This is a genomic window from Paenibacillus ferrarius, from assembly GCF_002027705.1.
GTDB lineage: Bacteria > Bacillota > Bacilli > Paenibacillales > NBRC-103111 > Paenibacillus_E > Paenibacillus_E ferrarius.
The window spans coordinates 229296-252056 of record NZ_MBTG01000072.1 but is presented as its reverse complement, the minus strand read 5'-3'; the positions used below and the strand labels follow the sequence as shown (position 1 = coordinate 252056).

At 44.5% G+C, this 22761-nt stretch carries 12 protein-coding genes; 9 read left to right on the top strand and 3 right to left on the bottom strand.

Features of this window, described 5'->3' with window-relative positions:
* Positions 1-16 precede the first annotated feature (16 nt).
* The gene (locus BC351_RS40100; RefSeq protein WP_079421271.1) at positions 17-1474 is read right to left on the bottom strand and encodes a circularly permuted type 2 ATP-grasp protein; all 1458 of its coding nucleotides are present in this window, start codon (positions 1472-1474) and stop codon (positions 17-19) included.
* A gap of 349 nt (positions 1475-1823) precedes the next feature.
* Here BC351_RS40100 and BC351_RS40095 point away from each other — a divergent pair, with 349 nt between their 5' ends.
* From BC351_RS40095 to BC351_RS40065, 7 genes are all read left to right on the top strand, one after another.
* Positions 1824-4034: a methyl-accepting chemotaxis protein gene (locus BC351_RS40095; RefSeq protein ID WP_079421270.1), complete on the top strand. Its 2211-nt coding sequence runs from the start codon at positions 1824-1826 to the stop codon at positions 4032-4034.
* Positions 4035-4131: 97 nt separating this feature from the next.
* Positions 4132-4662 carry a hemerythrin domain-containing protein gene (locus tag BC351_RS40090; protein WP_158082393.1) on the top strand — a complete coding sequence of 177 codons (531 nt, stop codon included), beginning with the start codon at positions 4132-4134 and terminating at the stop codon, positions 4660-4662.
* Between the two features lie 411 nt (positions 4663-5073).
* Positions 5074-7416 (top strand): AraC family transcriptional regulator, encoded by a 2343-nt coding sequence (locus BC351_RS40085; RefSeq protein ID WP_244209348.1) that lies wholly within the window; start codon positions 5074-5076, stop codon positions 7414-7416.
* Between the two features lie 224 nt (positions 7417-7640).
* On the top strand, positions 7641-8561 hold the full coding sequence (locus BC351_RS40080; protein WP_079421267.1) for an ABC transporter permease: 921 nt from the start codon (positions 7641-7643) through the stop codon (positions 8559-8561).
* Between the two features lie 19 nt (positions 8562-8580).
* On the top strand, positions 8581-9468 hold the full coding sequence (locus BC351_RS40075; protein ID WP_079421266.1) for a carbohydrate ABC transporter permease: 888 nt from the start codon (positions 8581-8583) through the stop codon (positions 9466-9468).
* Positions 9469-9521: 53 nt separating this feature from the next.
* A complete protein-coding gene (locus tag BC351_RS40070) occupies positions 9522-11075 on the top strand; it encodes an ABC transporter substrate-binding protein (protein WP_079421265.1) in 1554 nt (517 codons plus the stop codon).
* Between the two features lie 406 nt (positions 11076-11481).
* A complete protein-coding gene (locus BC351_RS40065; protein WP_079421264.1) occupies positions 11482-15507 on the top strand; it encodes a discoidin domain-containing protein in 4026 nt (1341 codons plus the stop codon).
* A gap of 101 nt (positions 15508-15608) precedes the next feature.
* Here BC351_RS40065 and trhO read toward each other — a convergent pair whose 3' ends face one another.
* Both trhO and BC351_RS40055 read right to left on the bottom strand, forming a co-directional pair.
* Positions 15609-16514 carry an oxygen-dependent tRNA uridine(34) hydroxylase TrhO gene (trhO, locus tag BC351_RS40060; RefSeq protein ID WP_079421263.1) on the bottom strand — a complete coding sequence of 302 codons (906 nt, stop codon included), beginning with the start codon at positions 16512-16514 and terminating at the stop codon, positions 15609-15611.
* An 81-nt stretch (positions 16515-16595) separates the two neighbouring features.
* Positions 16596-20342, bottom strand: coding sequence for a response regulator (locus BC351_RS40055; RefSeq protein ID WP_079421262.1), 3747 nt, complete (start codon positions 20340-20342; stop codon positions 16596-16598).
* Between the two features lie 161 nt (positions 20343-20503).
* Between BC351_RS40055 and BC351_RS40050 the strand changes: the two genes are divergently transcribed.
* Together BC351_RS40050 and BC351_RS40045 are read left to right on the top strand one after the other, a co-directional pair.
* Entirely contained in the window at positions 20504-22210 is a 1707-nt protein-coding gene (locus BC351_RS40050) for a methyl-accepting chemotaxis protein (protein ID WP_079421261.1), read from the top strand.
* A 174-nt stretch (positions 22211-22384) separates the two neighbouring features.
* A complete protein-coding gene (locus tag BC351_RS40045) occupies positions 22385-22711 on the top strand; it encodes an SPW repeat protein (protein ID WP_079421260.1) in 327 nt (108 codons plus the stop codon).
* Positions 22712-22761: the final 50 nt, after the last annotated feature.

Genomic DNA, 22761 nt, shown 5'->3' with positions numbered 1-22761 from the left:
GGCCTCCAATCTTTCTTTAGGAATGAGTGACCCAAGTATCCTTGCAGCCTCCACCTTGCGAGGAGTTGACGACGAGTGAACCTTCTTTCAGTGCGACACGCGTGAGCCCGCCAGGTATGACTTGAATGTTGTCTCCGGCAATGACGAAGGCTCGAAGATCAATATGTCTAGCTGCCATTTGACCGTCCATCATTACCGGGGCTCGAGATAATTGGATGGTGGGCTGAGCGATATACCGATCAGGATCAGCGAGGATTTTAAGTCTAAAATCAGCAATTTCATGTTCAGTGGCTGACGGCCCGATAAGCATCCCATACCCGCCAGAGAGCGAGGTCTCTTTGACGACCATTTCGTCTAGATGCTTCAGCACATGCTCTCGTTCCTCCGGTCTGGATAAAATGTAAGTAGGTACGTTCTTCAGAATTGGTTGTTCATTTAAATAGTAACGAATCATATCTGGCACGTAGGCATAAATGGCTTTATCGTCAGCTACGCCAGTTCCAGGGGCATTGACAATATTGATGTTGCCAGCGCGATAAGCGTTCATAATACCGGCGACACCCAGCATGGAACTTGGGTCAAAAGCAAGAGGATCCAGGAAATCATCATCAATTCTGCGATACAAAACATCAATTTGGCGAAGTCCTTTGATGCCGCGAATATATACCTTGTGGTCGATGACAACGAGATCGTGTCCTTCTACAAGCTGAATGCCCATTTGCTGTGCTAGGAACGTATGTTCGAAGTAGGCTGAATTGTAACAACCGGGTGTAAGCAGACCAATAACCGGATCGGATTTGCCGGAAGGGCTCAGTCTGCGCAGGGCAGATAGAAAGACGTTTAAGCTGTGTTCAATGTCTTGAATCGAGTGACTGAAAACAAGCTCGGGGAACAAGTGAGTCATGATCGAACGGCTTTTGTATAAATAGGAGAAGCCTGATGGTGAACGCAGGTTATCTTCGAGTACAAAATATTCACCGTGCTCGTCACGGATTAAATCGATGCCTGAAACAGTAACGTACACATCGTTCGGTATAGACAGCCGCATCATCTCAGGGCGGAAATAGCAATTGGACAAGACCATTTTCCTTGGAATTATGCCATCTTTCAGGATGTTCTGATCATGATAAATATCTTTGAGAAACAGATTCAGCGCCTTAACGCGTTGTTGCAGCCCTTTTTCCAGCTTCAGCCATTCGTCTCGAGGAATAATGCGTGGGATCGGATCGAAAGGAATCGTGCGTTCCAAAGGTTCAGCTTGGTCGGGGCTATACAAGGTGAAGGTAATTCCTTCTTCCATCATGCGCTTCATGGTGGCCGATTGGCGCTTGTTTAAACTCCCCGCCTTCATGGACATGAATTGTCGGAAAACCGTTTGATAATGTGATCTTACCGAATAAGCATTCATAAACATTTCATCAAAAAATGGGCGCGGATCATAAGGGGTAGTGACCAGATTCTCAGGTTTAGACATCGCAGCTTCCTGGTTTCTTAACTATGCATTCGGAAGCTATCTGTTGGTGCGGGCCCGAAGCAGAAACCAGGCCTCCTTTCTGATCTGAATTCATTTTGATGTAAGGTAATGTAACTCGAATATAGGATAAAGAAACAGTTATTTCTTCCATTGTAGATTTTTCAGAAAATTATGTCAATATATCTAACACATAAATAAAATGACACGAAATGCCGTGATTTTCGCCTTGGATAATTATTTTGCGAAACATCACTTTTTGTCTTGCTTTACGTCGAAATCAGCTATAGAATGTCGAATAAGAAATGTTAAATAAAGTCACTTGAAATGTGACTATCGGAGGGGATATGGGATGTTTGATTGGCTTGGAATTCGCAAAGGACTGCCATTGTGGTGGTCATATCGTCTGAATCGCGGTATCAAGGAGGATGTAGCTCATATATTTGAGGGCATTGCTCACACGCGAACAGAAATTTTAAGAAGCTGGGTAACGTCTTATTGGGCTAATTTGGATCGTTTGTTGGAACAATTAACGGAATCTCTGCCGGTTTCGTCAGATAAGCTGTCACGAGATGAGGAGCATATAGGAAGATTGCTATTCGCAGCTCAAAAAAACGGTGCAGACTTATCAGAGATTTTTATTTTAAATGAAACAGCGACGGTAATCCATTCGACATACCCTACGCATAAAGGGAGGGAATATGACACGGAAAGTTTGCTTTATAAAGGACTAGAGGAAGCACGCAAAGGTGATAAATGCTTGTTCGGACCCTACTCCGACCCTTTGACCTTGCAAATTGGTCCCAGCACCTCCCCCTTTCATGATGCTATGACGCTGACTTTCATCGTTCCCATCATGGAGAACGGGATTTGGAAGGGAGCTCTTTGCGGGCGTGTACCTAATGATGTGCTTGGGGATTTGATCCAGCGGGAGTCGGGACATGTGTATCCGGATTCTGGCGATAATTATTTGTTCATGGCTAAACCTGTTTTGAATAAGCAGATTGCCCCTGGCACAGCATTGTCCCGCAGCCGGTTTGAAGATCTTACATTTACACATGGTGACAATCTCAAGGATGGCGTACGAACGGATTACGGCATAGTCGCTGTGAAACAGCATACGGAGCTCGAGCTTATCTTCACGGATCCGGCTACTGGACAACTTCACCCGGGGGTTGCAGGAACGATTGCTAAGGGAAATAATCTATTCGTGGAGTTCCCTGGTTATTCCGATTATCGACATATTTCTGTCATTGGCAAGGGAGTTACCTTCCAGCTGCCGCATTGCCCGGATGTATGGGGGATGATGTGCGAGGGAGATCTGGAGGAAGTGTATCGGATTCGCAGTATTGATTGGAAACTGTTCAGCTTGCAGCTTCGCTTTATACTCGGTTTTATCCTTCTTTCAGCAGCAGGCTTCTGGCTGTTAAACGGTCATGTTTCAAATGTAATTGGGGCGGCTTGTCTGGCTGGAGGCAGTTTATTATATGGCATTATCGGGGCAAATCTGTTCAGACAAAAGGGGAGCAAGCCGATTGTCAAGCAGCTCTCGCAGATTAATAAATTTATTCGACTAAACGCTGAAGGCAGCGGCGACCTGACGCAGCGACTCAAGGTACAGGAGTTCGCCGGCGATGAAACGCAGGAATTAGCCAAATGGATCAATAATATGATTGATTCGCTCGAAGGCATTATGCTGCAAGTCAAACAAGCGGCAGCCGAAGTTCAGGTAAGTCAAGAACGTATGAATGAATCGACAGGTTCGACGGAGCAATCGACAGGGCGCATGAGCACTCAAATTCATAATATGATCCGCTCCTTGCGTGGTCAGCTGAAGGATATTGATATCGCTAAGGATGTTACTCAAAATATGAGCGGCACTCTGCGTGAACTGGAAGAAAAGGCTTCAGGGCAAATTGCTGTGGCGCAAGACGAAGTGGGGCGTATCGGGGATAAAATGAATCATATTTCAGCCAAAGTGGCAGAAACGAATCGGGCGATTCAAACGTTTTTGCAAACGACGCAGGAAATTCCGAAGCTGCTTCAGGTGATCGAGGAAATCTCCGCGCAGACGAATCTGCTTTCGCTGAATGCTTCGATCGAAGCAGCCAGAGTGGGGGAACACGGCAAAGGCTTTGCCGTTGTGGCTGGGGAGATTCGCAAGTTGGCTGATCTTACGAAAAAGTCGACGACAGAGATCAATGAGACGATTGAACAAATTGAACGCCATGCCAATGAAGCCTTCATCTCGATGGAAGAAGGCACGCAGGTTGTGCTGGAAGGGACGCAAATTGTTGCGGCGGCTTCAGAAATTCTTAGCAGCGCCAACGCTCACGATACAATGAAGACGCAGGTCGTAGAGGAAGTAGTGGCACTGATGGAAAAGGTCGCAGGCGTGAGCAAGGAGAATCGCCACATCTCTGCTGAGGTGGAGAGCACGGTCCAAGAGCTTCTGCAGGACATGCTTCACGTGCGCCAAACGACGGGGGATGTTGGGGCGATTACCGAATCGCTGCTGCAGCTTGTCAATCAGTTCCATTTGACCGAAAGTCGGGTACGTTAAAGGCTCATCCCGTGTAATTCCTTCGCATGTTAACCGCCCCCTCCTGCATACAATGATAATGCGGAAGTGGGGTAGTTTAATTGAAGGAGGATGTCTAATGATCGACCGTTTGAGCATTCGAACGAATAGGGAGACGACCTTGAATCCCAGCTACTTTCCAATGCTCGTGGAGCGCCTTAAAGAAGAGCATTTGCAGATGCGCGAGCAGCTCACCGAAATCCGTACCATGGCAGCTTCCTTATACTCCTTAGTGGATTGCTCCATAGGAATGTGTAAGCTGATTGAACTCCAGGATCGGATTCTCTACCTTGTGGAGGAGCTGGAGCAGCATTCGGAATGGGAGGAGCAGGAATTATTTCCTCAGCTGCAAGCGTACTTGAATGGAGCGATGGCTCTCTCCTTCTCTCGTTCCATCACGGTTTTAGAGCAGGATCATGACTTGGCCAAAAGAGTCGTGCAGGCATTCGTTGATGGTGTGAATGCGATGAAAGTACCGATAGATATGGAGTTTCTGCATCTAATGGCTTCTGAACTAATGACAGCCTGTCTCATCTTGCTCAAACATTTCACGTTGGAGGAAGAGTTGGTCTACCCGCTCATAGATCCAATCGTAGAACAATTGTCTTAGTACATACCAAGAAGGCCTTTCAGTTAGCTTTGAACTGTGATTCGTTTTTATTGACAATGAAATAGGACACCCAATGCTTATGCGATTAAAAGGTGGCTCCTGATTCAGTATGTATAGGGGTCATCTTTTTTTTGCGGGTAAAAAAGTACAGTGCGTAGATATCTAGAATCAGAGAATGAACAGTATACAATACTTTGATAAGTATGTATATTTTTGATACAGATCAGGGCAACAAGAGGTTAGGATCTACTTATTTTACTTTGGTAATTTACAAAGAGTAGTGCTTAGGCCTACTCTTTTTTTGTTAATTTGATCTGTAAAAGCTTAAAAATAATGTTTAATTATAAATTTATGGATGTTAAAATTTAACTGATTTCATTTTGGATATTATGGGGGGGATGCAAAGTGAAAATGATGATAAAGCTGAGTTCCAAAAAATATTTAGCTCGCATCTACCTATGGTTCGCTTCGTTAATTTTACTGGTGACTGCTATTTTATCTAGTGTCGTTTACTATAACGTACAAGAAAAGGTTCTTGAGAGCGAATACAAGAATAGCCAAAAGCTTCTTGCTCAGACCAAATACAATATGGAAAATTTAAATAGTATGGTTCGAAATTTAATTTTGTCGACGTACAACAATAATGATGTTAAGTCATTAATGTATTTGAATGATAACGAGACTTTTGATTATATGAATATGATGAACAAGCTGAAAAGCTCCGTTGTTTGGAGCAATTCGTTCGTCCACTCGGTATACATTTATAACAATAACAAGCATATAACGTATTCCACGTTCGGCGAATTTATTCATAATGACACAGAGTGGGAGAGACTTTTGCAATTGCATGGGGGATCTTTACCGCCGCTCAAGCCGATTATCCGTGATATGAATGTGAGTCTCGACGCACAGCATGTTCAGAAGGAGAAGGTTCTTACCTACGTGATGTATGAACTGACCGATGAGCAGGGCCGAATGGATGGAGCAGTCATTATTAATATCAAATTAGAGTGGTTGTTCGATAATATCAAAACGATAAACAATTTTGAAGCGGAGCAGCTTAGTCAAATGTTCATTCTCAGTGACAAGCGCGATTTCATTGAAGTGAGTCAGGAATCGTCTGAGGAAGGAGCGAAGCTGGAAGCCTTATTAAAGGAAAAATATGAATCTTCGGGAGAGACAGGAAACTACTTCACAGTAAAATTGAACGGCACTAAGTATTTGGCTGCGTACATCGCTGTTGATAATACCGGATGGGTTTTGTTTAAAACGGTTCCCTACGATGAAGCCTACGTTTATTTGAATAAACTGAGAACCAGCATTATTGTCATAACTGTCATAGTTCTGCTTGTCACATTATTAGTTCTCTTGCAAGTATCCAGAGGGATCTACAAACCTGTTGAACAATTGGTTGCCCAGCTCCGATCGAGCCATTCATTCGGCGAGCAAATTGGACCTTCGAAGGATGAGTTTAGTTTTTTACAGGACGTTTATAGGAATTCCGCAAATCAACTGGGACAGTTCCAATTAGAGAGGACTTCCAATCAACAACATAGGAAGAACCGCTTTTTAAGCAAGTGGGTATTAAACAGCTTATCGGTTTCCCAAGACGAGTTTGAATTATTCAGCAAAGAGTACAAGCTGCCGTTCCGGCAGGAGCAAAACTTTATGATCTGCGTACTAAAATTCGATGATTATAAGAGTCTGACTGAACAAAAGCTGGAAGAGAAAGAGCTGTTCGTTTTCGCGGTAATGAACATCGCTTTGGAATCTTTAAGCAAGGTATGTCTGGCAGAAGCAGTTGACTTGCGCAACGATCATGTTGCCTTGATCCTACAGGCGGATATGCCGGAAGATATGCTGAAGGAGTCCATTTTGCTGCTTATTCAGGAGTGTCAGATCTATTTGCTGCAGCGTTATCAGATGTCAATTACAGCATCGCTAAGTGTCAGTGTCACTGACCATACCTACTTAACAACGGCATATCAACAGGCACTCTACGTATCGATGTATCGATTCATCTCCGGTAAAATGTCGTTGTTGACACAAGACTACATTACACAATTGGGTCAGATTCCCTCGATGGAGCGGGTGCTGGAGCTTGAGAATCAATTGCTCGAGCAAGTGCGCAATGCTAACTATCGAGGGGCAACTGATAAACTAGCTGATCTGTTGGATGAGGTGAAAAAATTGGAATACAGCGATATGATGCTGTCCTTGCTGCATACCGTGAACCAATTTAAGTATCTCGTTTATGATTTGAATAAATCCCGTCAAAAACCCGTCAAAGTAAATGCTATTTTGATGAGCAAAGAATTGCTGGAAATAGAAACGATTACCGAATTTCAAATCAAATTAATGGAAGTCATTTATGAAGTTACGAGTGATACGGAGGCGCAAAGTCAACAAGTCTCTGATGAAACGACCAAAGCGTTCCGTATCGAACAATTAATCAGCGAACGGTATGCAGACATGAATCTGGGGGCTGCAGAGCTCGCGCTAATCGTAGGCGTATCCGCCTCCAAGATCGGCAAGCTTTTCAAGACTTATAAACATATGTCTATTCCTGATTATATCAACCGCGTTCGATTGGAGAAGGCTGTTGAATGGATGGAGAATTCGCAATTAACGATTCAAGAGATTATTCATAAAGTCGGTTTTGAAAATGAAAGCTATTTTTATAAAGTGTTTAAAGCTAAATTTGGAACAACGCCCCGTGAGTTTATAGCCAAACGAGCGAAGGAGCGAATGTAAGGAGCAAGACCGTTTACGTTAGTATAGGCCGCTCAGACCTTGCTGCGTAACGGTTTTTTTTGTGTACTGATAAAAAAATGCAGTCATGGAAAGGGAAAGGTGAAAAAGTACGGTCGCCGAAACAGTTGGAAATAAAATGAGCAGTATACGATTCCTTAACAAATGCTTTACGTTTGAGACATCGATGAAGCCATAACATTAATTTACACCGAAGGAGTGGAACTGTGAGTGCATTAAAGAAAGAGATAACCTATTTGAGAAAAAACAAAAGTTTGTTTCTCATTTCACTTCCGGCACTGCTATTTGTTTTTGCTTTCTCTTACTTGCCGATGTTCGGAACTGTGCTAGCATTCAAGGACTTTAATTATGCCAAAGGGATCTGGGGGAGCGATTGGGCGGGTCTGGATAATTTTAAGTTTTTCTTTACTTCTCAGGATGCGCTCAGAGTAACGCGTAATACGCTGCTGTTGAATGCTTTGTTTATTGTTATTGGATTGGCGGCTTCGGTTGTATGCGGAATTCTGCTGGCTGAGCTGGGAAGAAAAGCAGTGAGAGTGTTTCAAACTGTGCTTTTTTTTCCTTATTTTTTGTCCTGGGTTGTCGTGGGCTATTTAACGTATATTCTGCTAAATCCTACTTATGGCGCCGTCAATAAGCTGCTGGAATGGCTGAAGATCGCGCCAGTAGATTGGTACTCAGATCCCAAATATTGGCCTGTGATCCTGGTGATTACGTATCTCTGGAAAAATGTCGGCTATACGGCAATCATTTTCTATACTGGATTGATGTCAATTGATCCGAGCTATTATGAAGCAGCTTCTATTGATGGGGCCTCCAGGTATCAGCAGATCTTGCGTATTTCGTATCCGCTAATTGTGCCTCTGGTGCTGTTGCTTTTCATGCTGAATGTGGGCAAGATATTCTTTTCGGATTTCGGCTTGTTTTATTTCGTTCCCCGCAATGCTGGAGCCTTATATGCGGCTACCGATGTTATTGACACCTACGTGTATCGTTCGTTAAGAGTCGTAGGCGATATTGGGATGGCATCAGCCGCAGGTCTTTACCAATCGTTTGTCGGTCTTGTGCTTGTCCTTATTACAAATCGGATTGTCAAAAAAATAGACAGCGAGAGCGCATTGTTCTAGGCCGAAAGGAGAGAAAGTTATGCCGATTCGAAATCGGGCGCAGCAATGGTTCCATGGTATCAATATCACGTTTTTCATTTTAATTTCAATAGTGACGGTCATTCCGCTGATTTATGTGGTTTCAGTGTCATTAACCTCTGATTCGGATATCGCACACTATGGATATAGCCTCATTCCTAAGCATATCACTGGCATGGCCTATACCTATCTGGTGCAAACGCCGAAGCAGTTGATCAATGCGTATGTCATTACCATGATCGTTACTGTTCTTGGCACTGTTTTAAGCCTCGTTTTGACAACTACTGTTGCTTACGTAATGACACGTAAAGATTACAGATATCACCGCATTACGACGTTTTATGTATTTTTTACAATGATTTTCAATGGGGGGCTTGTCCCCACTTATATGGTTGTGACCAAGATTCTGCATCTGCAGGACACGATATTCGCCTTATTCTTGCCCTACGGGGTAAGTGCCTGGTTCGCCATGCTCATGCGCGGATTTCTGATGAGTCTGCCATTTGAAATCATAGAATCGGCGAAGATCGACGGAGCAAGCGAGATGCGCATATTCGGCGGAATCATCGTGCCGTTGTCCAAGCCTGCGCTGGCTACTGTTGGGTTATTCTATGCGCTGGGTTATTGGAACGATTGGTGGCTGGCCATGCTGTATATTTCGGATGCTAATCTCATCCCTCTACAATATATGCTGCAAAGCATCATGTCGAATCTGGAGCATTTAACCAGTCATATGCAAGCGGGACTGAATATTAATTTGGATCAAATTCCAGGAGAATCCGCTCGCATGGCCATTGCCGTGCTTGCAATAGGTCCTATGATGTTCGTTTTTCCATTCTTTCAGAAATACATCGTAAAAGGTCTCACTTTAGGCGCAGTTAAAGGATAGGTTGTTACACTCATTTGGGTGTTCAATAATAGAAAATCAGGGAGGCACTAGAAATGAGAACTAGAAAAATGAAATCGATACCGGTTGTATTAACCACGATCCTGTTGAGCTCCATGATGCTTGCAGGGTGCAGCAAAACGGGGGAAACGCCTTCAACAGCTTCACCGACTGCAGCGGCAAAAGAAACTACGGCTTCGAGCCCCGAAGCAAAGAAACTTGATCCAGTAACACTCAAATGGTACTTGCCCCAAGGTGCTTTCCCGGATGCTAAAGCGGTATTCGCCGAGATGAGCAAAATCACGAAAGAAAAAATTAATGCCGAGATTAATATCGAATTCGTAGATTGGGGGAATTACGATCAAAAAATGCAGGCCGTGCTTGCATCCGGTGAAAATGTAGATTTAATGTTCACCTCGAATTGGACGAATGATTATGTTTCAGCCGTGAATAAAGGCGCTTATCTGGATGTTACAGATCTGCTCAAGAAATATGGTGCGAACATTTTGAAGCAAGTGCCTGAAAAAGCCTGGGAAGCTCCCAAGATTAACGGTAAGCTGTATGGCATTATTAATACACAAGTTCTTGCAAGAACACCAGGTATGCTTATCAATAAAACGTATGCGGATAAATACGGTTTCGACCCGTCGAAAGCCAAGAAGTTAGAAGATTTGACTCCCTTTTTAGAAAAAGTTGCTGCCGGTGAGAAGGATAAATACGCATTCCGGGTCAAAGGCAACGATGATCAACTTAGTTATGTTGGGTCTGCTCTTGGCATTGAGTACTTCGCTGACACGAATCCAGGCGTGCTTCTTATCAATGACAACGATACGAAGATCGTCAATCTCTTTGAGACAAAGGAGTATGTGAACTTCCTGAAGCTGATGCATGAGTGGTATCAAAAAGGCATTATCCGTAAAGATGCACCGACGATTACGGATCTTGACGCGGATGAGAAGGCTGGGAAGTATATAACAAGGACTGCCGTTATGAATCCCGATGTACCAGCTAACCAAGCCGATCGTTACGGCAATGGGAAGCCGGAAAATGTCCTAACGGCACAATTTTCTGCCCCTTATATGAGTACTGGTTCCATTATTGGCACTTTGACAGCTATTCCCCGTACATCCAAGAATCCGGAGCGGGCTATGATGTTTTATGATTTAATGTATTCGGACGCTAAGCTATTTAACCTTATGAACTATGGAATTGAAAATAAGCATTACAAAAAAACAGGTGAAGATTTAATCGAAACCATCCCTAATAGCGGCTATAATGTTGCTTCAGGTTGGGAGTACGGCAATATGTTTAACTCTTATCGGACGAGCCCGTTACAACCCAAATGGTTCCCAGCAGGCCCTGATATGAACAAGGCCGCAATTTCATCCAAAGTGCTCGGCTTCAGCTTCGACCCTTCCAAGGTGAAAAGCGAGCTGGCGCAATGCGCCTCCGCTATTAGCGAATTTAAAGCGGGTCTGATAACCGGATCGCTTGATCCTGATACTGCGTTGCCGAAATTAAATGATAAGCTGAAAAAAGCAGGGATGGATAAGCTGCTGGCTGAGATGCAAACGCAAATTGATGCGTGGAAGGCAGCAAATAAAAAGTAAGCTTTAAGAAGTGGCGGGGGTAACCATTACCTTCGTCATTTCTTAATTTAAGAGTTGAAAATTACCACATTTATACTATTATTCAAATGCTTGTTTTTAGCTTGGTGGTTTTCAATAAAAAGTACAGAATATCGACGGTTTTAGATAAAAAATGAGCAGTATACGTGCGCTAGATTACTTGATTATATTGAATTTGTAAACGCTGATTGCTTAGGAAATGAGAATTGGAGGTGAGTGCATATCAGCAGTCAGCAGACCCCCGTGGAGGAGTGATGATACTTCTATTGTGAAAGTAAAGTAACTATAAGCTTAGCTACTACAATGTTTTGAATAGTTAGTGCTTCTTTCTGCAAGTTGTCTATGGGCTAGAAGTCGACTTCAGCATACCCAAAATAGGAGGTTTTTTATGTTCAACAGTCATCGTATTGCGAAACTCGCTTTCAGGAAAATAGTTGCCGGTCTATTGGCAGCAAGCGTGTTCGTATCTCTTCAAACAAATTTCGTCTTAGCAGCGCCAAACGAGCAATCATTGACCAAATTGCCAGGCGTTGTTGTAACCGCGAGCAGCGAATGGAATGGAACGAAAGCCATCAGAACGATAGACGGAAACGTTTCTGGAGATGCCAATACCTGGGCATCCAACCATAATGTAAAGCCGCATTGGTTAAAGATTCAGCTTCCTTCTGAAAAAACCATATCCAAATATGTGCTTCACCATAATGGGGTATTTGGAGACAAGATATTAAACCCGTGGAACTTCAAAGTAAGCGTAAGCACGGACGATATCAACTGGACTCAGGTGGATCAGGTGGATGGCAACATCTACGATGTTACGCAGCGTACGCTGGCAGCGCCTGTTACGGCCCGTTATGTGAAAGTTGAATATGACACCCCGGAGCAACCCCTGTCAGCTTTGGGCGGCATGGAAGCTCGTCTGGCCGAAATTGAGCTGTTCAGCAGCAGCGATGCTGTAAGCAGTCTTTACAACCGGGTTCCGGTTATTACGTTGAGTGATCGAACAGTCGGCTACACAGGCGATCCGGTCAATTGGTATACGAATGGCGCAACTGCTCCAATCGCATACAAGAGCGCAAATGCCGATTACACACAAATTCCTTTTACATATGTGTATAAGAGGCATGGCGTAACAGAAGCTTTTACAGAAACGGCCCCATCCCAAATCGGTCAGTATGATGTTAAGGCTTTATTTGCAGGAAATGACACGTATAGCGGAGCAGAGAGCAATGTTGCCCTCCTTTCCATCACTAAAGCAACCGTTCAACTCTCACTCGAAAGTCAGACCTTTACTTATACAGGAAGAAATGTTCCGATGACGGGGGCTGTAGTGTATCCGGTCAAGGTTCCTTATATTTACAAACATAAAGCTCTTACACCTGGTGCGCTATGGAGAAATTCAGCTCCAATCGATGTAGGAACCTATATGGTCAAAGCGGTATTTGCGGGAAGTGATGTAGCTTTGCCTGCTGAGAGCAATGAAACGACGATGACGATCCTTCCGGTTTCCGCACAAACCAATTGGTCGGAACTGAGCACGCTCCTGTCAGAACTGACGGAAAAACAAACTGTTGAAGATAACAGCATTAACATTAAAGGCGGCAAGTATTTGGCTGCGAGCATGCTGATGGGCAATGGAACGTTCGGCGTCATCTCCGATGCCAGAAAAAATCAACAAAGTTATTTCCTTTCCAGCGGCGATGCTTTCGGAACTTCAAAACTGGTGAATGCCCGGTTGACATTTGACAATGGAGATCCCATTGTGCCAGTTCCAACACCTTCGCCTCAAACGTTGTTTACATTTAATTCTTCAAGCTCTTCGCCTAGTGAGCCACCAGAGGAAATCTATAACCGAGCGGTAGGCAATGCATTTGATTCGAATGAGCGTACGGAATGGCTTTCTACGACACAAAAAGTGTCGCAAACAACCGGGGTGCCGCGTCCTCTGGAGAAGTGGGTCAGTGTTCAAGGAAGCCAGCCGTTTACTTTCAACAAGATCGAAATCAAGCATCATAGTCTGCTTTTTCCTGATGAGGCGAAGTACAATCTCTATAATTATGATATTCAAACTTCCGATAATGGAACAGCTTGGACTACGATTAAAAGTGTCACTGGCAGTGTGTATTCGTCTGTCTATTCAAATACGTTTGATTTTGCTTCGCCGATTACCGCCAAATACCTGAGGGTGTACACAACGACACCTGTGAATCCGCTATATGAAACGCTGCATTTCCCCAAAGATATGACTTCCGCGCGCATTACAGATATTAATTTGTTTAACAACGGCACCAATGTGATTAATCCGCCCAAAGTGAATGACGGAAGCTTCTCACACGAACGCGATATGTTGAATGCCGAAATTCGCAGCAAAATGAAGTATAACAACAATTTGGTCAACTACCAGACCTGGACGGCAGACGACCAGAATGCGATGTTTACGAATGTTACATTGGACAGCTCATCTACCGGTCCACAAAAAGTGAATATCCAATTGACGAGTCCGGTGCTTGCCGGAGTGACCAATACAGCGGGAACCGACGGCAATGCCATATGGTTGACCAGACACGACGAATCCGGATTTGTTTTCCGGGGAGCAACAGCAACCAAAGTGATCCAGGGCAGCTATCAGACGGGAGCGAACAACACCATTGTCTTGACCCTAAATCCAGGCGAGACGGCGAAAATCGCTACCGTGTTATATACGCACAGCGGACTGAAACAACCTGCAGGAGCAGGTTCCATTCTCGTCACCAAAGATATCACGACCGTGAAAAATATCGCTGTACAGAAGTTAAATGCCATAACGGAAGCTTCGATCAATACTGCCCGTTCCTATCACCTGAACTGGTGGAAAAATTATTGGCTGAAATCGTATGTGAAACTAGCCGACCCGGTCATACAGAATTATTATTTCACTAGTCTTTATATTCTGGGCAGCGGTATTCGTCAAACGCCCGATTGGGCCGAGCAGCCGAATGTGGTCGGAGGTTTGACCGGCTTGTTCGTTACGAATGATAATTCAGCAGCCGACGGGAATGCCGTTTTGAACTATAACTATGAAGCGCCGTTCTATGGCGTGCATTCCAGTAACCGCTCGGATATGATGCAGCCTTATTACGCGGATCTCGTGAATACGTTAAGTTTTGAGCAACAGAGAACGGCCGCGAGAGGATATCAGGGCGTTCAGAGCGACAGACAAATTAGACAACTAGGCGCCTTCTATGGGATGGCGGCTCCCATGCCGGTTGCAAGCAAAAGGATCCCCCAATTGTCAAGCGACCAAAAAACAAATGTTCTTCTATATACGCGAGCATTGCTGTGGGATTGGCAGTACAACAGAAATGAGGAAGATCTGAGAAGATTTATTTATCCTGCAATCAAAAAGACCATAGAGTTCTACGTTGATTTTGTGGTTAAAGAGTCTGATGGAAAATACTGGGTTTATAATAGCGCAAATAACGAAGGGGGCTGGAACATCAATGCCTCCATGGACATGGGTTATATCCGAACAACATTCAGAGATTATATTGAAATGGCGCAGCGTTTAAATGCCGATGCGGATCTGGTCGCCAAATGTCAGGAGATACTTGCCAATCTGGCTCCGATTCCGACAAGTACGAACAACCCGACGACCGTTAGCAAATTAGCTGGGCTTGGCTTTAGCCACAACAAGGAGATTTTTGTGGGAGGCGTTGAGAGCACGAACCCGATTCAAGTTCGCGTATATGATTTGCCGTGGGCAGCTTACATCTCGAGCAACAATCAGCCTGTTGTCATGGAAGGCTCCGTTCATCCGAGTGAACTGATCCATATCGGTTCAGATCCTGCCCTTCTTCAAATTGCCAAGGATACCTTCGAGTATGGCGACTATTTAAATCCGCATACGAATGGCGGCGCAGCCAATGGTTTCCCGAAATCATACACCATTGCAGCAAGATTAGGATATAAAGCCGATCAATTAACCGAAATCCTCCATAGGAACCTGAGAATGAATATCTATAGCAATAATTTCTACGAAGGCGAAAATTTTGAAGCTACCGGTACGCTGGAGAGTGTCAACAGCATGCTGCTGCAGAACGAGTTGAATGACATTTCCGGAGGAACGTTCGAAATGCGTCTATTCCCGGCATGGAGTAAGAACGTTGATGCCAAGTTTGTTACCTTGCGTGCGAAAAATGCATTCCGTGTTTCCAGTGAACTGAAAAACGGAAAGGTGCTGTCAGCCGAAATCATCAGCGACGCGGGTAAATCAGTTACCTTGGTATCTCCGTGGGCGAACGGCATCGTTGTCAAAGACCAAAACGGCAATACGGTCGCTGCAACGCAAGGTACGACGAGACATACCAATGAGGTTGCTTATACATTCAACACCGTTGTCAATGGCACATACACAATCACAGAAGCATTTGCGAACTAGTAGATATTAAAATTGCCGCTATCTGGTTTTTCTAGCCAGATAGCGGCAATTTTTGACGTGCAGATGGTCATTTATTTATGAAAGTCTCGATAAGAAAGCCTTTAAGCTTCAAGTGAGCTAAGCGTCTTCTCCTCGCACTCCTTGGAGCAGAAGCTGTTGTGCTCCTCTTCACAGGCTTCGCAGCAAATATGCTTCAAGTGGCACAGATCGTTCGCACAGTTAATGTAGCGGTCTTCCGCAGTTCCACAATGGTAGCACTTGCCCACTACAATATCTTCTTCGGTCCGGTTGATCGGGACGGAAATCCGTTCGTCGAAGACATAGCATTTGCCGTCGAAAAGCCGGCCTTGCACTTCTTCGTCTTTCCCATAGGTGACAATACCGCCATCGAGTTGGTAGACGTCTTTGAAGCCTTCCTGAATAAGGAATCCGGATAGCTTCTCGCAGCGGATGCCGCCTGTGCAGTAAGTCAGAATCGGCTTATCCTTGAAGTCTTTCAGGTTATTGCGGATCCATTCCGGGAATTCTCTCGTCGTTTCAACTTCCGGACGGATGGCGCCGCGGAAATGACCAATGTCGAATTCATAGCGATTGCGGCCATCAAGGACAATAACATCCTCTTGCAACAGTTTTTCGTAGAATTCCTTAGGCTTCAGATGAGTACCGGTTAATTCATTCGGATTGACATCTTCCTCCAAGCGGAAGGTGACGAGCTCCTTTTTCGGGCGAACGAACAGCTTTTTGAAAGCATGGTCTTCACTCTCATCTATTTTATAAACCATATCTCGAAACTGAGGGACTTGCCGCATCATAGCCATGTAAGCATCGGTTTGCTCCACAGTCCCCGAAAGCGTACCATTGATGCCTTCCGGAGCAATCAGGATGCGTCCTTTGATGCCAAGCTTTTTGCAATAAGCCAAATGTTCACGAGCCAACGCCTCGTGGTCCATAATGGTGACGAATTTATAATACAACAAAATGCGGTAAGGAGCGCTTTGTACTGTCATGATTAACCACCTATACGTATAAAATGCATGCTTTGACAAAAGAAAAGCATATGCATATAGTGACATAAATCAGCACATTTTTCAATCAACCAGCAGATTTTGGATGATAGGCAACACCTCTTGCATGGCAATTGCCAGCGAATGCAGTTGATTCTCAATCTGCTGGGCTTGAATAATATCCGGTTCATCCGTTTGTTTGAGCATCTCCTCAAGCAGAGTAGCCGCGGCGAATACGCGAGCGGCCGATAGATTGCTGGACGAACCGCGCAAAGCGTGTAGAAGTGCTATCGCTTCCTCATCATTGCCGAGATGAATGGCTTGGGTTAAATCTTCGATTGCTGAAGCGGTTTGAGCCACAAATTTGCGCAGCATCCCGTTATAGATTTCCGTTTTTCCACCAACTCGGGCTAATGCCTCTTCTGTATGAAGAATAGGTGCAGCCATCCTTCGGCTTTGTTCTAAGGACGCTTCAACGACAGCGAATAAACGATCGGGAATGATCGGTTTAGTGATGATGGCATTCATGCCTGCACGGATACAATCCAGCCGCTTCTCTAGGGTAGAATCCGCCGTGACCGCAATAATCGGGATCTGCCTCCACTTCGGTTGGAGCCGAATCTGTTTCGTTGTTTCAATGCCATCGAAACCGGGCATGTGAATGTCCATTAAAATCAGGTCAAAACGGCTGTTTTCTAAATCTTGCAGGGCTTCGTAGCCGCCAGTGGCTACTTGAACGTTACAATTCATATTCTCCAGCAATGTTCTGGCAACGGTTTGATTGATTTCATTATCTTCAACGAGCAGAACACGGGGTGTTGAGGCGAGCGCTTCCGTTGATATTGGGATCTCCTGCGAACTTGGGTCGGAAGCCGTCAGATTGCCCGCAAGTGTCAGCAGTGTCTGATAAAGCACACTTCTCGAAATCGGTTTAACCAATATCGCATGAGGAACGGCTTGCGCCGGAAGCTGCTCCAAGGCATCACGTCCAGGCAAGGTTGTATAAATAATGGTTTTGATTTGTTTGCGATTGCAGGCAGCCAGCATATCCAGCCACACGTCTTCTCCGTACATGTCAACAGCTTCCATATCCAGAAGAATCAGATCGATGGGAATGACCTCGATGGCTCTCCGGGCTTCCTTCCAAGCATTGACCCCTGCCGCTTCCGTGCACATCGCTTGCAGAGTATGAACGAGGACGCGGTTCAGGTCAGGATGATCTTCAACGACAAAAGCACGGAGCGGGAGCAGCGCCTGTGTCTTCACAGGCTCTGGGCTGAACGCAAACGGAAGGCTGATTCGGAACTGGCTGCCTACGACTTGTTGGCTGGATACGGCAATCGTGCCGCCCATATTTTCAATGATATTTTTGGAGATGACCAGCCCAAGTCCTGTCCCGCCGAATTTGCGGCTTGTTACGTCGTCTGCTTGGACAAAGGGTTGGAACAGCTTGCTAATCTGTTCTTCATTCATCCCAATGCCGGAATCCGTAATCGCGAAGCCGATTTGGACATCTTCTTCGTGGAGCTGTTCGACTTCAACCCGCAGGGTGACTGTTCCTTGATCGGTAAATTTTACGGCATTGGACGTAAGGTTGAGAAGTACTTGATACAGCCGAAGGGAATCCCCGATAAGCCCTAGCGGCACGTCGTCTTGGATGTCACATATGAAGTCAACAGGCTTATGTCCCAGCAGCACGCTTAGCGTCTCGCACACACGGTCAATCGTTTCATCCAATTGAAACGAATGATGCACGATCGCCAGCTTGTCTACCTCCAGCTTCGAGAAGTCCAGGATGTCATTAATAATTTGGGAAAGGGCTAGGGAAGACCTCGTTATTTTACTCATATAGTCGCGCTGAAGCTTGGACATGGTCGTGCGCTCCATTAAGTGTGATAAGCCAACGATGCCATTGAGTGGTGTACGAATTTCGTGGCTCATGCGAGCGAGGAATATTCCTTTGGCCAAATTAGCTTCATCCGCTTCTTGTTTTGCTCGAATGAGCTCTTGTTTGGCTTGAATCCGATCCGTTATATCTCGTGTAATTGCCGAAAAGTAAAGCTCTCCCTTTTCGGCAGGGAAATGGGGCACAATGATAATGGAAACGAAAATTTGCCGCTGCTCCTTCGTCATGACCTCCGCTTCGCATTCCCAGAAGCCTTTTTGGATCGCGGTCGCCAGCCCTTCATCGAAATCGATATTATTCATAATATCAATCAAGTCACTGAAATGCTTATGCGAAGTATCCCCTTCTTCTAAGCCGATAGAGCTTCTGCCAGCCTGATTCATATAGATGATATGCCCGTTTTGATCAAAAGAGATAATGGCATCCCTCGCACTCTCTACGATGGTAAGAAGTCTCTCTTTAGTTTCATTACTTTCTTTGATATCACTAATGTCACGAGCGATAAAAACGTAGCCTTTCAAAGCGCCACTCGGATGTGTAATGCTGCTGACACTCAATTGCACGAAAATACGGCTCCCGTCTTTGTGGCGCCAGATCCATTCGATATCTTCCTTTAAATGACGCAAGGTTCGGATCACAAGAGCTGTGCAGTCTGCCGGCACATGTTCTCCTAATTCCGAGGAGTATTGTGCGGCTCTTTCAATCAGTTGATCTTGATCCAACCACAAGAGCGGAGTAGCCTTATAAACATCGGCCAAAGAATAGCCCAGGAGCTGTGTGGCTCTGCTGTTGATATGATTAATTGTAAATTGAGGGTCCGTGACAATCATGGCATAGTTATTATGTTGAATAAAAGCTTCAAACGGCTCGAACAGCTCTCTTAAATTCTCAATCATGCCATTAACGGAATGGGCAAGAGCGCCCAAGTCATCCTTGCTTTTGATTCTAAGCGGTTTGATGTAGAAATCACCGGCGGCAACGGATTCCGTCACATGCAGAATTTGCTTGATGCGCTTAATAATGAGCGTATTCGCCGTTAAATAAATGAGCAGAAAAATGATCGCTGCAGTCATTATGATCAATCCAATTGTTGACCATAGCAAAGGGCTGGTAGGAGCTTCAAATGCTGAAACAGGCATGGAATAAGCCAAATACCAATCTAATTTGGGTACGCGTGCATAAAACCAACGGGCTTTTTGTCCTCCATCGTAAGATTCATCCATATAGCCAGCATCTTGTCCGAGCGCGGTGTTAAAGACGGCGGTCAAAGAAGGGTACTGAGTGAAGATATTAAGGCCCAATAATAGCTTATTATAGGAATGGAATAAAACGAGTCCCTGGTGATTTACAATTATGATTTCACCCTTTTCCAGAGGCGTTTGGAGATGTTCAAGAAAAGCTTGCTGCGCATCCAGAGAAAAATGGACAAAGCTTGTTACTTTATTATTTTCATCAAAAACAGGTGTTAGGATTGAAATGAGATACTTCCCTGATATTTTACCGAAGTAGGGGTCGGAGAGGCATGTCTTTCCCTGAAGGGCATCTTGAAACCTCTCTTCATTTCTAATATTTAAGGTTTTTCCAGAGGTGAGCACTAATTGGCCGTTAAGATCTACAACGCCGATAGAAAAGTAGCGATTTCCACCTGTTTCTAATTCTTGGGTCAAGTAGCGTAACTGTTCACTTTGCGTTCCGTTTTTCATGACGCTGACACGACTGACAAGCTCCACCTCGGCAACCCGAATGGAGAGGAAATCGTATAGGTTTTGTGCGGAATTGGACACTGAGGATATGGATTGTTCTTTTAATTGATCAATTAATTTGTTCCTAGACAGCACATAATTCGTAATCCCCACAACAGCAATCGAGATGGAAGTGATCAATACCAGGAGTGTGACAAGCTTAAAGCGCAAAGACGATGACATGATGAACCTCCGGAAAATGCTTTAAATGTTAGGAAAACTCATAAATTAATAATGATTTTAGCGTAAGTCCTTTAATGATTCTCGATTAAACTAGAAAAAACGGGATGATTTGAGTATACAACATAGTTCGATCATTCATTCAAATTTGGAGGGATTAACTCATGCGATTTACAGTTCGAACGAAAATGATTCTGGTGTTTTCAATCATCTTTATCCTGATTGGAGGGTTAAGCTTCACGGATATGAGTCGGATGGGAGCCTTGAAAGATAATAACCAAAGACTTACAAATGATTGGATGAAAGGGATTCAAATGATTGATCAGGTTCATTATAATTCCGAGCATATTTTAACGCTCTATTATCAGAAAAAGTTAGAGCCTGATACGAAAAAGCATGAGCCATTGGATGCGGGAATCGATAAAGCAATTGGAGATATCGATAAATTGTTAGCGAAATATAAGGAATCTTTATCTGGGCCAGAAGATGAGAAAGAGGCCAAGCAACTGGATAAGGATTGGGATGAATTTAAAGCGGCTTATGTGACGAACAAACAGCTATCCGCTGATCCAACCAAAGTAAAGGAAGCTGCAGAAAGTTTTCAAACTTTGTCGACATCCTTCGGCAAAGCGCAAAAAACAATGGCAGACATGGTGAAATATAATCAAGATGGCGGCGTGCAGGCAGAACAAGACAGCAAAAATGTATATAATCAAAGCGTAAAAACATCACTTATTGTGTTAAGTATCATTGTTTTATTCATGCTGGCAACGTGTTACTTTTTAGTCAGCAATATCTCCTCTCCTGTTCGTAAAGCTTCTCAAGCCTTGAATCGGATTGCGAACGGTGACCTGACAATTGAGCCTATTCAAATAAAAAATAAGGACGAGATCGGCATGTTAGTCGACTCCGTTAATCTCATGGTGGAGCACTTGCGTCACTCGGTTACCCAAATGCTGCAAGCCTCGAATAGCGTGGCAGCCTCTTCACAGCAATTGTTCGCCAGCTCAGAGCAAAATGCATCAGCCTCGGATCATGTAGCTAAGGCTGTTCAGGAATTCGCAACTGGCGCTGATGCACAAGCTCAAAGCTCGATGGAGTGCGGCAGAGCGATGGAAGAAATGTCATCAGGGATACAGCGGATCGCTGAGACGACTTCCGATGTATCTGATTTATCAATCACCGCAACGCAAATTGCTGAGCAAGGAACTCACTCTATGGAGCGTGTCTTGAACAAGATGCAATCTGTCAGCGGATCTGTGAATGCGGCCAATAAAGTGATTCAAGAGCTTGAAAAGCATTCGCAAAGCATAGGGCAAATCTCCACCCTCATTGGCAACATTGCTTCACAAACGAATTTGCTTGCATTGAATGCGGCAATTGAAGCGGCGCGTGCAGGCGAAAGCGGCAAAGGTTTTGCGGTGGTCGCTGGCGAGGTCCGCAAATTAGCTTCACAGACGGATGATTCTGTCCGTGATATTACCCAGTTGATTTCAAGCATTCAAAGAGATTCCGTACGTGCCGCTCAAGTAATGAACACAGGGCTTTCAGACGTGGAGGATGGCTTGAAGGAAGTAGGCGCCGCAGAGCATGCATTTGGGCAAATTGTAAGCGCCTCTCAAGAAGTAGCGAGCAAAATTCAAGAGACAGCGGCAGCTGCGCAACAAATGGCGGCAAGCACTGAACAAGTTGCAGCTACCGTAGCAAGCGTTGGCTCCGTTGCGCAGCAAACAGCTGAAACGGCACAATCTGTAGCAGCGGCTACTGAAGAACAACTTGCTTCCACGGAGGAAATTACGTCTTCCGCCAAAAATCTGGCTGACATCGCAATGGATTTGCATCAAGTTGTGAATTCTTTTAAAATTTCATAAAAATTTAATTTGATATTTTAAACGAAAGCCTCTATTCGCCTAATTATTTAGGTAAGATAGAGGCTATTCTCATAGCACAAATGTGTAAGCGTTTGCATATACTATAGTAATTCGAAGCTTGCCTATTGACGAAGACATTTTTGAGCTCAGGCAAAACGTTCTGGGAGGTAGAAAATGACCATGTATATGAAAAATTTATTATGCGCCTGTATGGGAATTTGGTTTCTGGTAAGCCCTTGGGTATTCGGTTTTGAGGCAAATGCTAGCGCCCTCTATAGCTGCGTACTGTTTGGGAGTTTACAGTTCGTATTAGCGATTCTGGCATTAGGGAAATCTGGAGGCAAAGTTTGGCCAAATTGGATTTGCTGCGTAATCGGCTTATTGTTTATTGTTGTTCCCAATGTGTATCATCTGGAATTAATGGCATTTTTTTCATTTGTCGTGCTTGGCTTTATGACGATACTGGTGAATTATTCGAATCTTTATCCGGATCAAAGCTAAAGCTTCCACCGATTGTGTGAATAGCTTTGGGTTGGTTTATACTGGGGATA